The following is a 14,817-nucleotide window of genomic DNA, read 5'->3' as shown; positions in this document are numbered from 1 at the left end:
GCCCAGGAACCTCCCACCTCCCACTAACATCGCGTTATGGAGCTGGAGGTGCGGCACCTGCGCGCGATCTGCGCCATCGCGGAAACCGGCAGCCTGACCCGCGCGGCGGCGGCACTGCACCAGACCCAGCCGGGTTTGAGCGCCCAACTGCGCCGCATCGAGACCATGCTCGGCGGCACGTTGTTCGAGCGCGGCCAGAACGGCGTGGTGCCCACGTCGTTCGGCGAGGTGGTCCTGGCCCGTGCCCAGGCGGTCCTGCCCACCCTCGACGACCTCATGAACACCGCCGCCGTGGCCCCGAGAAAGGCCGGAACCCAACGCTTCCGCCTGGGCTCCGCCCCCGCCCCGCTCCTGGGCGGCCTGATCAGCGCCGTGCGCACGATCCACCCCCACGCGGACGTGACCTCACGCGGCCACCACACCCCCCAACCCCTGCTGGACGACGTGGCCGGCGGACGCCTGGAGGCCGCGATCGTCGGCGACAGCCCCGGCTACGAACTCCCCGCACCCCCGGGCGTGATCCTGCGCCCGATCGTCACCGAGCCGGTCTTCGCGATCGTGCCGTCCACGCATCCGTTGGCCGACCAGGACGAGGTCGAGCTGGCCGACCTGCTGGAGCAGGACTGGGCCGTCCCCAGGCCGGAAGACCGCACCCCGGAGTACTGGGCACGCGTGGCCCTGGGCGTCGGCAGGCGGATGCGCATCCGCTACGAGGCGGAGGGCAGGCTGCTGGTGGAGGTCGTCCGCCACGGCCACGCGGTGAGCCTGGTGCAGCCGACGTTCGACGAGGTCCCGGGCATCGCGGTCCGCCCGATCGTCGGCGACCCGATCCACTTCAGACACGTCCTGGCCTGGCACCGCGACGGCCCGCTGGCGACCACCGGCGAAACGATCGCGTGCCTGGTCACCCAGTCCTACAACGAGGCCCGCGACCGCTCCCCGGCCTACCGCAAGTGGCAGCAGTCCCGGGGCGTCCCGGCCTGCTCCTAGGAAGGCTTGGCCCAGCGCCCCCGGGTCTGGCTGATGTGCGCCCTCAGCAGCTCCTCGACCGCCGCCGCGTCCCGAGACTCCAACGTCTCCACGATGGTCAAGTGCTCCCGCGCCACCGCCTCCAGTTCCCCCTGCTCCAACAGCGAAGCCAGCCCGTACAACCGCGTGTGCGCCCGCAGGTCCGACACCAGGTCCGTGATCCGCGAGTTGTCCGCGTACGCCAGCAACGCCAGGTGGAACCGCCGGTCCGCCTCGGTGTACTCGACCAGGTCCCCGGCCACCGCACCGTCCACGATCCGCTGAGCCATCTCCCGCAACCCGGCGAAGTCCTCCTCCGGGATCAACGGCGTCACATCACGCACGACCGGGGGCTCGATCAGCATCCGGACCTGGGTGATGTCGTCCAGGTCCTTCTCGCTCACCTCGGTGACCCGGAAGCCCTTGTTGGGCACGATGGTCACCAGGTTCTCGCGGACCAGGTCGAGCATCGCCTCGCGGACCGGCGTGGCGGACACCCCGAAGCGCGCCCCCAGCGAGGGCGCGGAGTAGACGACGCCCGGCTCCATCTCGCCGGAGATCACCGCCGCTCGCAGGGCGTGCGCCACGCGGTCGCGCAGGCTGACCTTCTCGACCGGGCCGATGCTCGGGATGTTCACCAGCGCGGTCTCCTGGTCTCGGTGCTCACCACCGCATCGTAAGGGCTCCTTCCGTGAACCTGCCGTCCACCAGGGCGGGCGCCCGCGTGTCGTCCCGCAGCACGCCGGGGAGCAGGTCCGACGGGAAGTTCTGGTACGCGACCGGCCGCAGGAACCGCTCCACCGCCGCCGTCCCCACCGACGTGCTGCCCGCGGCCGTGGTCGCCGGCCAAGGGCCACCGTGGTGCTGGGCGTGCGTCACCGACACCCCGGTCGGCCACTGGTTCCACAACAACCGCCCGGCCCGCCGAGCCAACACCCGCACCAGCTCCTCAACCCACCCGGACGGCTCGTCGGCGATCACGGTGGCGGTCAACTGCCCCTCCAGCCGCCGCGCGAACTCGACCACCTCCGCGTCCTCCGCGTACGTGACCACCAGCAGGAACGGCCCAAAGCACTCCCGCGTGAACGCCTCGAAGTCCCCCAACACCCGCCGCAGGTCGGTCAAGAGCACAACCGGCCCGTCACCCACCACCAACTCGGTCACGCCATCCCCGGGGACCGAGGCCACGGCATCCCGGTAACCCTCCGAGATCCGCTCGCTGAGCATCGGCGCCACCGGCAACTCCAGCGACGCCAACTCCTGCGGGATCGCACACCCCTCCGGTACCAGCAACAACCCGGGCTTGGTGCACAACTGCCCCGCGCCCGTGGTGAACGACGCCACCGCCTCCTCGGCGATCCGCCGAGCCCGACTCCCCGCCGCGTCCCGCGCCACGAAGACCGGGTTGACGCTGCCCAACTCCCCGTAGAACGGGATCGGCTCCGGCCGTCCCGCCGCCAGGTCGAACAAAGCTCGCCCGCCCCGCACGGACCCGGTGAACGCACCCGCCTTCACCAACGGGTGGGTCAACGCCGCCCGCCCGGCCTCCTCGCCGTGCACGACGGTCACCACACCCAGGTCCCGCACCAACTCCCCGGTCAGGTCGGACAGCTCCGGATACCCCGGATGCGCCTTCACCACCACCGGGCACCCGGCGGCCAGCGCGGACGCCGTGTCCCCGCCCGCCACCCCGAACGCGAACGGGAAGTTCCCCGCCGGGAACACCACGACCGGCCCCACCGGCTGGAGCACCCGCCGCAGGTCCGGCCGGGGCGCACCCATCGGCCAGTCCGGGTCCGCGCGGTCGATCCGCACCCCCAAATGAGCACCCGTCTCGACCAGTTCCGCGAACAACCGGAGCTGGAACGTCGTCCGGGTCAACTCCCCACGCAGTCGCGACGCCGGCAACCGGGTCTCCCGCTCCGCGACCCCCAACAGGTCAGCCGTCTCCAACCGATCCGCGATAGCCCGAAGCACCCCGACCGGGTCGAACCCGTCCTGCCACACCCGGTCGGCCGCCTCGACCGCCGCGTGGACCTCCTCGACCGAGGTCACCGGTACCCCTTCGCCAACGCCGCCTCGGTGTCCGCCGTGATCCGCGCGGCCTGCTCGGCCGTCAACGCCAACCGGGGCGGCCGGCACGGGCCACCCGGCCGCCCCGCCACGTCCATGGACAGCTTGATCGCCTGCACGAACTCCGTCTTCGAATCCCACCGCAGCAACGAGTGCAGGTCCCGGTACAGCGGCAGCGCCGCACCCAGGTCACCCGCCACCGCCAGCCCGTACAACTCGCCGCACACCGCCGGCAGCGCGTTGGGGTACCCGGCGATCCACCCCACCGCGCCCGCCAGCGCCAACTCGACGAGCACATCGTCCGTGCCGATCAGCAGGTCCAACTCCGGCGCGGCCTCCCGGATCTCGTACGCCCGCCGCACATCGCCCGAGAACTCCTTCACCGCCACGATCAGGCCCTCGCCGTGCAGCTCAGCCAGCACATCGACGGTCAGGTCGACCTTGGTGTCATAGGGGTTGTTGTAGGCCACGACCGGCACGCCGACCTTGGCCGCCTCCCGGTAGTGCGCGACGACGGTCGCCCGGTCCGCCCGGTACGCGTTGGGCGGCAGCAGCAGGACCGACTGGGCACCGGCCGAGGCGGCTTGCTCGACCCACCGCACCGCCTCGCCCGACCCGTAGGCCGCGACGCCGGGCATCACGCGGAACCCGTCGGGCGCGGCCTCGACCGCCGTGCGCACGACGAGCGCCCGTTCCTCGGCGGTCAGGGTCTGGTACTCGCCGAGCGAGCCGTTGGGCGTGACGCCGTCCATGCCGTTCTCGGCCAGCCAGGCCACGTGGGCGGCGTACGCGTCGAAGTCGACGCTCAGGTCGTCGCGGAAGGGCAGGGCGGTGGCGACGTGGATGCCGCGCCAGGGGTGCTTCACAGGTTCTCCGTTCACGCGAGTAGTATGTGACATTGCACTGGCCGGCGCGAGACCCCCTTCCGGGGGATGCCGGTCAGGAACCGAGGTACGCCTCCACCACCCGGGGGTCCTCGGCGAGCACGGACGCCGGGCCGGAGAGGGTCACCACGCCGTTCTCCAGCACGTAGCCGCGGTGGGTGATCCCCAGCGCGGCTCGCGCGTTCTGCTCGACCAGCAGCACCGTGGTGCCCTCGGCGTTGATCCGCCGGACCACGTCCATGACCGCCGCCACCATCAGCGGCGCCAGCCCCATCGACGGCTCGTCCAGCATCAGCACGCGGGGTCCGGCCACCAGCGCCCGGCCGATGGCCACCAGCTGCTGCTCGCCGCCGGACAGGGTGCCGCCCTGCTGACCCCGCCGCTTGGCCAACAACGGCAGCAGGTCGAACACACCGTCGATGCGCCGGGAGACCGACGCCTTGTCCTGACAGGCGAACCCGCCCAGCTGAAGGTTCTCCAACACGGTCAACGTGCTGAACACCCGCCGCCCCTCGGGAACGTGCACCAGCCCGCCGCGCACCACATCCCAAGGCTTGTCCGGCAACGGCTCCCCGTCGAACGAGATCGTGCCTTTCGAGAGGGGCACAAGCGCGGACGCGGCGCACAACGTGGTCGACTTCCCCGCCCCGTTGTTGCCCAGCAGGGCCACGATCTCGCCCCGCTCCACCCGCAGCGACACCCCGCGCAGCGCCTCCACGTGCCCGTACCGCACGTGCACGTCGGTGAACTCCAGCATCAGCCCTCCCGTCCCAGGTACGCCTCGACCACCGCCGGGTCGGCCTTGACCTGCGCGGGCGTGCCGTCGGCGATCTCCCGGCCGTGGTCGAGCACCACGACCCGTTCGGAGACCTCCATGACCAGCCCCATGTCGTGCTCGATCAGCACGACCGTCCGCCCCAGGTCCCGTATCCGCCGGATCAACCCCAGCAACGCGCCCTTCTCGCCGTGGTTGAGCCCCGCGCCCGGCTCGTCCAGCAGCACCAGGGGCGCCTCGCGGGCCAGCGCGCGGGCGATCTCCACCTGCCGCTGCCGCCCGTAGGGCAGGTCCCGCACCGGCCCGCCGCGCGGACCCTCGTACCCGACGAAGTCCAGCCACCGGTGGGCTTCCTCGGTCAGAAAGCGCTCCGCGCGCTTGAACCGGGGCGTGCGCAGCAGCGCGTCGAACGCGTTCTGCCCACCCCGCAGGTGCATCCCGGCCCGGACGTTGTCCAACACGGTCAAATTTGGGAACAGCCGCAGGTTCTGGAACGTCCGCGCCACCCCCGCCGCCGCGACCGCGAACGGGCTCCAGCCGGTGATGTCGCTGCCGTCCAACACAACCCGTCCCCGCGACGGCTTGTAGAACCCGGTCACGCAGTTGAACGCCGACGTCTTGCCAGCCCCGTTCGGCCCGATGACGGACACGATCTCCCCGCGCCCCACCGAAAAGGTCAACCCGTCAACGGCCTTCACGCCCCCGAAGGAGATCCCCAGGTCGCGCACCTCCAGCAAGGCGTTCACACCCGCACTCCTTCCTGCACAGGCGCATCGACCCGCTCCGGTTCCCGCCGCCGCACCGGCCACAACCCCTGCGGCCGCAACACCATCACCACGACCAGCACCACCCCGAAGAAGACGTACCGGAACGCGCCGAGATCCCGCAGCACCTCGGGCACCACGCTGATCACCACCGCGCCGACGACCACACCCCGCGCGCTGCCCATCCCGCCCAGCACCACCGCCATCAGCACCAGCGCGGACTGGAGGAACACGAAGCTCTGCGGCGACACCGCCGACAGGTGCGCGGCGAACAGCACACCCGCCGACGCGCCCCAGATCGCGCCGAACACGTACGCGAGGAGCTTCACGCGGTAGGTGTTGACGCCCATCGCTTCGGCGGCGTCCTCGTCCTCCCGGATGAACATCCACGCCCGCCCCAACCGCGACCGCTCCAGCCGCGCCGAACCGAGCACCGCCAACGCCACCACGGCCACGCAGACGAAGTAGAACCCCGCCGGACCGCCCACGTCGATCCCGGGGATGCCGAAGATGCCCGTCGGCCCGCCCGTGAAGTCCAGGTTGGTCGCGGTGATCCGGATGATCTCGCCGAACCCGAGCGTCACGATCGCCAGGTAGTCGCTGCGCAGCCGCAGTGTCGGCGCACCGATCACCAGCGCTGCCAACACCGCCACCACCAGCACGGCCGGGATCGTGTAGAGCAGAGGGAGTTCGAACGCCGTGGAGAGGATGCCGGACGTGTAGGCGCCGACCGCCATGAAGGCTACGTAACCCAGGTCCAGCAGGCCGCAGTAGCCGACGACGATGTTCAACCCGGCCGCGAGCATCACGAAGATCGCCGCGGTCGTCAGCACGTTCAGCGTGTACGGCGAGGCGTCCACGAACGGGATCGCCACCGCCACCAAGAGGCCCGCCGGCCCCACCCACCTGCCCATGCTCACACCCGTTCCGAGACGCGTTCGCCGAGCAACCCCGTGGGCTTCACGGACAGGAAGACGATCAAGACGGCGAAGGTGAACACGTCCCGCCACTCGCCGCCGAGGAAGTGCGCGCCGAACGCTTCGAGCAGGCCGAGCAGCAGGCCGCCGAGCATCGCGCCCCGGATGTTGCCGATGCCGCCCATCACGGCGGCGGTGAAGGCCTTGAGGCCGATCAGGAAGCCCATCAGGAACTCGATCTTCCCGTAGTACGCGCCCGCCATCACGCCCGCCGCGCCCGCCAGGGCCGAGCCGATGAAGAACGTCCGCGAGATGACCGCGTTGACGTTGACCCCCATCAGCAACGCGCCCTTGGGGTCCAACGCGATGGCGCGCATGGCCCGTCCGGTCGAGGTGCGGTTGACGTACCGGTCCAGCGCGATCATCAGCCCGACCGCGATGGCCATCAACGCCAACTGCGCCAGAGTGATCCGCACCCCGAGCACCTGCCACGCCTGGCTCTCCACCCGGACCGGGAACACCCTCGGGTTCGCACCCGCCGCCGCCACCCCGTACTCCAGCGTGAACGACACACCCACCGCCGTGATCAGCACGGCCAGCCGCGGCGACCCCCGCAACGGTCGGTAGGCCACCCGCTCCACCAGCACACCCAGCCCGCCGGTGACGGCCATCGCCGCCACCAGCGCGCCGACGAGGGCGACCACCGAGAACGCCGCCGTCACCCCGCCCACGCCGGACAGCACCACGAACCCGGCGAACGCGCCGAGCATGTAGATGTCGCCGTGCGCGAAGTTGAGCAGCTTGATGATGCCGTAGACCATCGAGTAGCCCAGGGCGACGAGGGCGTAGAACGAGCCGACGAACAGGCCGTCCCAGACGAGTTGGATCATCGCAGCGAGTCCTGGAGCACGAACTTGCCACCCTTGACCACGAGGATCTGGAAGCCGCCCTGGGAGAGGGTGTGCCGGTCGTTGAAGGTCAGGGGGCCGGAGAAGATCGGGAAGTCCTTGAGTTGTTCGAGGGCTTCGACCACTTTCTTGCCGTCCGTGGTCTGCGCCTTCTTGATCGCTTCGGCGGCGACCCGGACGGCGTCGTAGGACTGGGTGGAGTAGGGGCCGGGTTCGGCGTTGAAAGCCTTGCGGTACTTGGCGATCCAGTCACCCGCGCCCTCGATCGTGTCCGGCGTCTGGGTCATGGTCGCGAACACCCCGTCCGCGCCGCCCGCGATCGAGGCCAGGGACGGGTCCACGCTGCCGTCGGCGACCATGAAGTCCTTGGCGTACCCGGCCCGGCGGAACTGGTCGACCAGCAGGCCGCCTTCCTGGAAGTAGCCGGTCCAGTAGACGAAGTCGGGGTTGCCGGAGAGGACTTTGGTGACCGTGGAGCCGTAGTCGCTCTCGCCGGGGGTGACGGAGGTGTTCGTGACGGTGATCCCGGCTTGCTTGGCCAGTTCCGTGGTGCGCTTGGCGATGTCGGTGGAGTAGCTGGTGTTGTCGTCCAGCACGGCCACGGTCCTGGCCTGCCGCTTGCGGATGAACTGGATAGCGGCCTCGGATTGTTGTGCGCCGGTGGGGTTGATCAGGAAGACCGAGCGGAGCTTCTGCTGGACCAGCTGCTCGGAGTTGGCCGCCGGGATGATCATCGGGATGTCGGCTTTGTCGAACACGGGCAGGGTGGGCAGGGTCGCGCTGGAGCAGTAGCCGCCGACGGAGATCACGGCCCCGGCGCTGACCAGCTTGTTGGCGGCGGCGACGGCGGAGGTGGCGTCACAGGCTTCGTCCTCGACGTCGAGTTCGAGTTCGCGGCCGAGCAGCCCGCCCTGGGCGTTGATCTCGTCGACGGCGAGCTGCGCCCCGTTCTTCATGTTCGGGCCGATGGGGGCGCTCGACCCGGACAGCGGCACCGCCATCCCGATCCGGATGGGTCCTTCGGCGGCCTTTTCGGACCCGAGCAGGCCGCCGCTGCACGCGGTGAGGAGGGAGGTGAGGAGGGCGGTGCCGGCGAGGAGGAGTGTCGACCGTTGCATGTGCTTCTCCGCAGGTGAGGACCACTGTGGTGGAGCGAGGTGGCGCACACCATGTCACATTGCAATTGCACTGACAAGAGTCGGTGCTGGCTTGGTCGTGGGGAGGGGTGCGCGCACCGGGAGGCGTCGGGGCCGTCCCGGTGCGCGTGACTGCTCAGGCTCGGGTGATCAAGATGTCGTCCACTCCCGCTTCGAGCAGACTGCCACCCTCCACGTCGCCGACCTCGATCGTCAGCTGGACCGTCTGCGCGCCGAACCCGCTGAGGTCCGCCGTGCTCGTCGTCCACGCCCCGCCGCGCACCGACGCCGCGCCCCGGATCTCGACCACCGTCGTGCCGCCAACCCTGCCGCCGCGGCCACCGGACGCCGGACGGGAGTCCATGACGCGCACCGGGCCGGAGCCAGAAGCAACAACACTGTCCACTTTGTACACCAGGACACCGGTCTTGCACGCGCGGGAGTCGTTGACCAACCGTGCCCTGACCTCGGCGACATAGGCTGTGCTGTTGCCATAACGGACGACCGCAGCCTTGGTGCCCCCGGCAGTCTCGACAGGGGACAAAGTGGTGGTCACGGAGGTGTTCCAGGTTCGGACGCAGCTGATCTGGTTGTCGTCCAACCACCCCGGCTTCCACTTGTGCCACGCGAAGTGGTCCGGCGCGACCCCGCCGAGGTTGCCCATCAGGTCCCAACTGCCGATGTAACCGTGACCGCCAGGACCGCCGTACAGGTCCGGCAGGCTGATGGTGTGCCCGCCCTCGTGGGCCAGCAGGTGCCGGTGGCTGCCCCAGTCGGTGCCCAACACGGCCCCGGCCTTGATCGTCTTCCCGTCCAGCGTCACGTTGTCGAACTGGGCGTCGTGCCCAGGGCGACGTCGTTGGGCGCGTGGCCGCACACGCTCATCCGATACCAGCGCGGGCGCGCGTCCACGGCCAAGCGGAACCGGCCGTAGGAGGCGGTGCGGTGCAGTCTGGTGTTGTGGCCGGGGACGCCGCCGGGCCAGCCTTCGGCGGGCGAGGTGATCTTGCAGTCCTGCGGCTCTGCTGTCGCACGGGTTGTGCTCGGGGATAAGAGGAGGGTCAAGGCGACGAGCAGGGGTGTCGCCCACCGCAGGGACATGGTCCGCCTCCACCGGTAGCGGTTCTGGTGTCCCAGTTGTAGTGGCGCGGTGGTCGCGGTGGGCGTGCGCGCGGTTTGACAGTGTTTGACAAAAGGCGCCGGTGGGGCGCGCGGCCCCACCGGCGTCGGGTCAGCGGACGGTGATGTTCGAGTTGCCGCTGCTCTGGTACCCCTCGGTCGCCATGATCATGTAGTAGCTGAAGTTGCCCAGCCGCATGCCGGCGCGGGACCAGGCGTCGAAGTGGTTGCCGGTGGTGATGGTGCCGCCGGTCTTCTTCTGCTGCCGGACGCTCCAGAACTGCGGGAACGTCTTGGTGCCCTCGACGGACGGGGCGTTGTACCGCATGGTCTGGTAGATGTCGTACGTGCCGCCGTCGGAGGTCACGGTGCCCTTGTACTGGCCGGTGGGCCGGTAGGTGCCCCAGTTGTCGACGATGTAGTACTCCACCAGCGGGTTGGACGTCCAGCCGTACAGGGTCAGGTAGCCGTTGCCGGACGGGTTGAAGGTGCCCGAGTACGACACCGTGCGGCGCGACCCGTTCGCCCACCCCTTGCCGCCGACGAAGTTGCCGGTGTTGCGCCAGGACGTGCTGTAGTTGCCGCCCGACCCCAGCTCGATGCACGCGGACCCGCCGCCGTCGCTCCACCACGAGTAGTAGTACCCGTTGTGCGTGCCGGTCTGGTTGTGGCACACCGCCGCGCTCGCCACGCCGGCCGGGACCAGCGCGGTGACCAGCACCGCGCACGCGCCGCCGACCAGCGCCCGGAACAGGCCGCGCCGGCGGCCGACCTTGAACTTGATCACGGAATTCTTCCCCTCGTCGCTGAGGATGGAATGGTGGCGGCGGATCCACCGAGTTTTGGGCGGTGGCGCGGCGCAGGTCAACGGTTTTCGCAACCCTTCGAAACTCCGCGCCGCCGCCCGCAGGAGGGTTCAGGCATGGCGGGGCTTGCGCAGCACGGTGAGGGTCGCGGCGATGGCGGCGGCCAGCAGGGCGGCGGCGATGGTGAAGGCCACGTGGTAGCCGGCGGTGAGGGCGGCCGGTTCCGGGACGCCGGCGGCGCGGTCGGCCCGGGTGGTCGCAGCGGCCAAAGTGGACAGCACGGCCACACCGAGGGCCATGCCGACCTGCTGGGTGGTGTTGAACAGGCCCGAGACCAGGCCCGCGTCGTCCGGCTTGGCGGTGGACATGCCCAGACCGGCCAGGGCCGGGAGGACCAGGCCGCCGCCCGCGATGAGGACCATGACCGGCAGCAGGTCGGTGACGTAGTCCGCGTCCACCGGGACGGTGGTGAGCTTCAGCATCGCGGCCAGCAGGAGCGCGAGCCCGGCGGTGAGGACCTTGCGCTCGCCGAACCTGGTGTTCAGCCGGGCCGACACGAACAGGGACACCGCGCCGATCGACACCGCCGCCGGCAGCATCGCCAGGCCGGTGGCCAAAGCGTTGTACGCCAACACCTTCTGCATGTAGAGCGCGACGATGATCTGGAAGGCGAACATCGCGGCCAACGTCAGCACCTGCACCAGGTTGGCACCCACGACGGTGCGGTCGCGCAGGAGCCGCAACGGCATGAGCGGGGTCTTGGCGGTGTGCTGGCGGACGGCGAACGCGGCCAGCAGTGCCAGCGAGAGCGCGCCGAGGACGAGGGTGCGCGTGGCCAGCCAGCCGTGTTCCTCGACCTTGACCACGGTGTAGATGCCCAGCATCAGGCCGGTGGTGACCAGGACGGCGCCGATGACGTCCGCGCCGGCGGTGAGGCCGGAACCCCGGTCGGCGGGCAGGGTGCGCAGGGCGAACAGGATGGTGGCCGCGCCGATCGGCAGGTTGATGAAGAAGATCCAGTTCCAGCTCAGCGCGTCGGTGAGGACACCGCCCAGCACCTGGCCGATGGACGCGCCCGCCGCCCCGGTGAAGCTGAAGACGCCGATGGCCTTCGCGCGTTCGGCGGGGTCGGTGAAGAGGGTGACCAGGATGCCCAGCACGACCGCCGAGGCCAGCGCGCTGCCCGCGCCCTGGAGGAACCTCGCCACGATCAGCAGGCCCGGGGTGGTGGCCAGGCCCGCGAGCAGCGAGGCGGCGGTGAACAGGGCGTTGCCCGCGAGGAAGACGGTGCGCCGGCCGATCAGGTCACCCAGGCGGCCGGCCAGCAGGAGCAGGCCGCCGAACGCGATCAGGTAGGCGTTGACCGTCCAGCTCAGGCCGGCGGGGGAGAAGCCCAGGTCGTGCTGGATGGCGGGCATCGCCACGGTGACGATGCTGCCGTCGAGGATCGTCATGAGCATCGCGGCGGACAGCACCGCCAGCGCGGCCCAGCGGCCCCGGCGGGGTGTTTCGAGGGTGGTGGACACGGTTTTCGCTCCTGTTCCGGTGCCGACTTCGGGCGCCGACAGGAGGAACCGTAGCGGATAGTTTCGTTGCAGACAATCTCTTACGGGTTCACTTGGTGCTCTCCCGGGCGCGGCGGGCGCCCGCGGGTGCCGGGGAGGGGGTGGCGAGGTGGTTGTTGACCAGCAGGTTCAGTGCGTGGAGGAGGGCGTCGCGGTCCTCCTTGGGCAGCGAGTCGAGGGCTGCGCGGTGGACGCCGTCGACGATCTCCTGGCTCCGCTTCGCTAGCTCCGCCCCCTTCTCGGTGACCGCGACGATCCGGGCGCGCCGGTCGGTGCTGGACGGTCGGCGCTCGGCCAGGCCCGCTTTTTCGAGGGCGTCGACCGTGACGACCATCGTGGTCTTGTCCATGTCGCCGATCTCGGCGAGCTGGATCTGGGTGCGCTCGCCTTCGAGGGCGTGCACCAGGACGCAGTGCATGCGCGCGGTGAGGCCGATCTCGGCGAGGGCGGCGGCCATCCGGGTGCGCAGGACGTGGCTGGTGTGGTCGAGGAGGAAGGACAGGTCGGACTCGGTGCGTGCGGGTGCCAGAGCGGACATGGTTGCGATGGTATCGGGATTATCTGCGACGGGATGGTCGCTGGCTTGAGGATGTCATAGTCAGCTAGGATGCTGGCTATGGTAATCAAAAGTCAGGATGCGGTGATCGTCGAGGCGGTGCGGACGCCCATCGGCAAGGGCAAGCCCGGCGGCGCGCTGTCCGACGTGCACCCGGTGGACCTGCTCGCCCACGCGTTGCGCGCGGTCGTCGACCGGTCCGGCATCGACCCCGGGCTGGTGGACGACGTCATCGGCGGGTGCGTGGACCAGGTCGGCGAACAGGCGATGAACACCACCCGGTACGCGCTGCTCGCCGCCGGGTTCCCCGAGTCGGTGCCCGCGACCACGGTGGACCGGCAGTGCGGGTCCTCCCAGCAGGCCGTGCACTTCGCCGCGCAGGGGGTCATGGCGGGGGCGTACGACGTGGTGATCGCGTGCGGGGTCGAGTCGATGAGCCGGGTGCCGATGTGGTCCAACGTGCCGCCCGGCGCGGACCCGTTCGGGCCGTCGGTGGCCGCCCGCTACCCGGACGGTCTGGTGCCCCAGGGGATCAGCGCCGAGCTGATCGCGGCCAAGTGGTCGCTGAGCCGGGACGCGATGGACCGCTTCGCGACCGACTCCCACCGCAAGGCCGCCTTTGCGCGGGACGCCGGGCTGTTCGAGGGTGAGATCGCGCCACTGGGCGAGGTTGCTGCGGACGAGTCGGTGCGGCCCGGTACTACGCCGGAGGTGCTGGCGGGACTGCGCCCGGCGTTCGCCGACCCCGGGTTCGCCGAGCGGTTCCCGCAGATCGACTGGTCGGTGACGGCCGGGAACAGCAGCCCGATCAACGACGGCGCGGCGGCTTTGCTCATCACCAGCAGCGAGACCGCCGCCCGCCTCGGCCTGCGCCCGCTGGCCCGGCTGCACTCGTTCGCGGTGACGGGCTCCGACCCGCTGCTGATGCTGACCGGCGTCATCCCGGCGACCGAGCGGGTGCTGCGGCGCGGTGGGTTGTCGCTGGGGGACATCGACTTGTTCGAGGTCAACGAGGCGTTCGCGTCGGTGGTGTTGGCGTGGCAGGCGGAGACTGGGGTGGACCCGGCGAAGGTCAACGTGCACGGCGGGGCGATCGCGTTGGGTCACCCGTTGGGGGCGAGTGGGGCGCGGCTGATGACGACGCTGGTGCACGCGTTGCGGGCTCGGGGTGGGCGGTACGGGTTGCAGACGATGTGCGAGGCGGGCGGGCTGGCCAACGCGACGATCCTGGAGAACCTGGCCTGACCTGCGGTGGGGCGGTGGCGCTGCCGTCCAGGTAGGGCGGCGGCGGGCCGCGCGGGTTGGGCGGCGGCGCGGCCGCCCGGGGCGCGGCGGGTTGCGCGGTGGCGCGCTGGCGCCGCCGCCCAGGTGGCACGGGTGGCGCGGTGCGGCGGCGGCGGGTGGGGCGGCCGCCCAGGCGGTGCGGCGGGCGGCCGTGCGGGTGGGGCGGCGGCGCGGCGCCCGCGCGGGTTGTGCGGTGGATGGCGTTGCGGCGCGCGCGGTGCTGTGGCGTAGGGCGCGGTGCTGCCGTGGGGTGGCGGCCAGCCTGCCGTGGGGTGGCGGCCAGCCTGGGGTGTCGCGGTGGCGTGGCCGTCCCGCGTGGGCGCTGTGGTGGCGTGGCCGCTTGGGTTGCGCGGCGGCGTGGGCTTCGGCGCGTGGTGCTGCTGCGGCGTGGCCTCCGGCCCCCGGTTCCATTGTCCCATGGGGGACCGACAGAGCCGGGCGTAGTGGCGGTGGAGGGGGCAGCCGGTTGGCCCCCAAGCGCGAAAGGGTCAGCCGGCGGCTCCTACCAGGCCCAGCTGGGCCATCATGCCGAAGGTGTTGGCGTGGGTGTGGAACTCGCTGACCTTTCCGCCCGCCGTCTTGACGAAGTACGTGCCGGACGTGTCGACCTTGCGGCCCGTCGGTGGGATGGTCGCGCCGCCCATCACCAGTGGGCCGGTGTTGGTGCCGGTGAAGCGCAGTTCGCCGGCGACCGCGTCGTCACCCACGACCCGGTTGACCACGTCGATGTGCATGTCCGGGAACGCGGTGAGCCACGCCTGCATCATCCGGCGCGCGTCCTCGCGGGTCCGGACTGGTGCGGGCTCGTCGTCGTCGGTCCACTCGAAGTCGTCGGCGAGGGTGTCCAGGAAGCCGTCCACGTCGTGGCGGTTCCACGCTTCGGTGCCCTCGTCGTCCAGCCGCAGCAGCTCTTCTTTCGATGTCATCTTCCGCCTCCTCGGAGCTCTTTGGCTAGGTCGAGCCTGCGCCCCGCTGCTCCGTTCGCACTAGTGCCGAACGGCCCGGCCTGTTCTCGGGAGCCG

16 protein-coding genes are annotated in these 14,817 nt (G+C 70.8%); 2 read left to right on the top strand and 14 right to left on the bottom strand.

Going from position 1 to position 14,817, the window contains the following annotated elements; translation table 11 throughout:
• The first annotated feature begins 36 nt into the window (after window positions 1-36).
• The gene (locus tag RIN75_RS24500) at window positions 37-990 is read left to right on the top strand and encodes a LysR family transcriptional regulator (RefSeq protein WP_309114353.1); all 954 of its coding nucleotides are present in this window, start codon (window positions 37-39) and stop codon (window positions 988-990) included.
• Here RIN75_RS24500 and RIN75_RS24495 read toward each other — a convergent pair.
• The 13 genes from RIN75_RS24495 to RIN75_RS24435 form a co-directional block, all read right to left on the bottom strand.
• Window positions 987-1,646 (bottom strand): GntR family transcriptional regulator, encoded by a 660-nt coding sequence (locus tag RIN75_RS24495; protein WP_309114352.1) that lies wholly within the window; start codon window positions 1,644-1,646, stop codon window positions 987-989. The two genes, RIN75_RS24500 and RIN75_RS24495, sit on opposite strands and share 4 nt — an antisense overlap.
• Before the next feature lie 25 nt (window positions 1,647-1,671).
• The gene (locus tag RIN75_RS24490) at window positions 1,672-3,063 is read right to left on the bottom strand and encodes an aldehyde dehydrogenase (NADP(+)) (RefSeq protein WP_309114351.1); all 1,392 of its coding nucleotides are present in this window, start codon (window positions 3,061-3,063) and stop codon (window positions 1,672-1,674) included.
• Window positions 3,060-3,962, bottom strand: coding sequence for a dihydrodipicolinate synthase family protein (locus RIN75_RS24485; RefSeq protein WP_309114350.1), 903 nt, complete (start codon window positions 3,960-3,962; stop codon window positions 3,060-3,062). The genes RIN75_RS24490 and RIN75_RS24485 overlap by 4 nt, the downstream gene beginning before the upstream one ends.
• A 58-nt stretch (window positions 3,963-4,020) precedes the next feature.
• Entirely contained in the window at window positions 4,021-4,722 is a 702-nt protein-coding gene (locus tag RIN75_RS24480) for an ABC transporter ATP-binding protein (RefSeq protein WP_309114349.1), read from the bottom strand.
• Complete coding sequence (locus tag RIN75_RS24475; protein ID WP_309114348.1) at window positions 4,722-5,486, bottom strand: ABC transporter ATP-binding protein; 765 nt, start codon at window positions 5,484-5,486, stop codon at window positions 4,722-4,724. Before RIN75_RS24475 ends, RIN75_RS24480 begins: the two co-directional genes overlap by 1 nt.
• A complete protein-coding gene (locus RIN75_RS24470) occupies window positions 5,483-6,418 on the bottom strand; it encodes a branched-chain amino acid ABC transporter permease (RefSeq protein WP_309114347.1) in 936 nt (311 codons plus the stop codon). The genes RIN75_RS24475 and RIN75_RS24470 overlap by 4 nt, the downstream gene beginning before the upstream one ends.
• Before the next feature lie 2 nt (window positions 6,419-6,420).
• Entirely contained in the window at window positions 6,421-7,311 is an 891-nt protein-coding gene (locus RIN75_RS24465) for a branched-chain amino acid ABC transporter permease (protein ID WP_309114346.1), read from the bottom strand.
• Window positions 7,308-8,447, bottom strand: a complete 1,140-nt coding sequence (locus RIN75_RS24460) for a branched-chain amino acid ABC transporter substrate-binding protein (protein ID WP_309114345.1) — start codon at window positions 8,445-8,447, stop codon at window positions 7,308-7,310. The genes RIN75_RS24465 and RIN75_RS24460 overlap by 4 nt, the downstream gene beginning before the upstream one ends.
• 154 nt (window positions 8,448-8,601) lie before the next feature.
• Entirely contained in the window at window positions 8,602-9,288 is a 687-nt protein-coding gene (locus tag RIN75_RS24455) for a hypothetical protein (protein WP_309114344.1), read from the bottom strand.
• Window positions 9,285-9,566, bottom strand: a complete 282-nt coding sequence (locus RIN75_RS24450; protein WP_309114343.1) for a hypothetical protein — start codon at window positions 9,564-9,566, stop codon at window positions 9,285-9,287. Before RIN75_RS24450 ends, RIN75_RS24455 begins: the two co-directional genes overlap by 4 nt.
• Window positions 9,567-9,696: 130 nt before the next feature.
• On the bottom strand, window positions 9,697-10,371 hold the full coding sequence (locus RIN75_RS24445) for a glycoside hydrolase family 11 protein (RefSeq protein WP_309114342.1): 675 nt from the start codon (window positions 10,369-10,371) through the stop codon (window positions 9,697-9,699).
• Between the two features lie 129 nt (window positions 10,372-10,500).
• Window positions 10,501-11,916, bottom strand: a complete 1,416-nt coding sequence (locus RIN75_RS24440) for an MFS transporter (RefSeq protein WP_309114341.1) — start codon at window positions 11,914-11,916, stop codon at window positions 10,501-10,503.
• An 88-nt stretch (window positions 11,917-12,004) separates the two neighbouring features.
• Window positions 12,005-12,493, bottom strand: coding sequence for a MarR family winged helix-turn-helix transcriptional regulator (locus tag RIN75_RS24435; protein ID WP_309114340.1), 489 nt, complete (start codon window positions 12,491-12,493; stop codon window positions 12,005-12,007).
• Window positions 12,494-12,571: 78 nt separating this feature from the next.
• On the opposite strand from RIN75_RS24435, the gene RIN75_RS24430 reads away from it, so the two are divergent.
• Complete coding sequence (locus RIN75_RS24430) at window positions 12,572-13,756, top strand: thiolase family protein (RefSeq protein ID WP_309114339.1); 1,185 nt, start codon at window positions 12,572-12,574, stop codon at window positions 13,754-13,756.
• 527 nt (window positions 13,757-14,283) lie between these two features.
• Here the strand turns inward: RIN75_RS24430 and RIN75_RS24425 are convergent.
• Entirely contained in the window at window positions 14,284-14,721 is a 438-nt protein-coding gene (locus tag RIN75_RS24425; RefSeq protein ID WP_309114338.1) for an ester cyclase, read from the bottom strand.
• Window positions 14,722-14,817: the final 96 nt, after the last annotated feature.

The sequence above is a fragment of the Saccharothrix sp. genome, assembly GCF_031180885.1.
Taxonomy (GTDB): domain Bacteria; phylum Actinomycetota; class Actinomycetes; order Mycobacteriales; family Pseudonocardiaceae; genus Actinosynnema.
This window is presented reverse-complemented; position numbering and strand designations above follow the sequence as displayed.

Coding starts and splice junctions, on each gene's coding strand:
- RIN75_RS24500 (WP_309114353.1), top strand. CDS start 37: ATGGAGCTGGAGGTGCGGCACCTGCGCGCGATCTGCGCCATCGCGGAA.
- RIN75_RS24480 (WP_309114349.1), bottom strand. CDS start 4,722: ATGCTGGAGTTCACCGACGTGCACGTGCGGTACGGGCACGTGGAGGCG.
- RIN75_RS24470 (WP_309114347.1), bottom strand. CDS start 6,418: ATGGGCAGGTGGGTGGGGCCGGCGGGCCTCTTGGTGGCGGTGGCGATC.
- RIN75_RS24465 (WP_309114346.1), bottom strand. CDS start 7,311: ATGATCCAACTCGTCTGGGACGGCCTGTTCGTCGGCTCGTTCTACGCC.
- RIN75_RS24460 (WP_309114345.1), bottom strand. CDS start 8,447: ATGCAACGGTCGACACTCCTCCTCGCCGGCACCGCCCTCCTCACCTCC.
- RIN75_RS24450 (WP_309114343.1), bottom strand. CDS start 9,566: ATGTCCCTGCGGTGGGCGACACCCCTGCTCGTCGCCTTGACCCTCCTC.
- RIN75_RS24435 (WP_309114340.1), bottom strand. CDS start 12,493: ATGTCCGCTCTGGCACCCGCACGCACCGAGTCCGACCTGTCCTTCCTC.
- RIN75_RS24430 (WP_309114339.1), top strand. CDS start 12,572: ATGGTAATCAAAAGTCAGGATGCGGTGATCGTCGAGGCGGTGCGGACG.
- RIN75_RS24425 (WP_309114338.1), bottom strand. CDS start 14,721: ATGACATCGAAAGAAGAGCTGCTGCGGCTGGACGACGAGGGCACCGAA.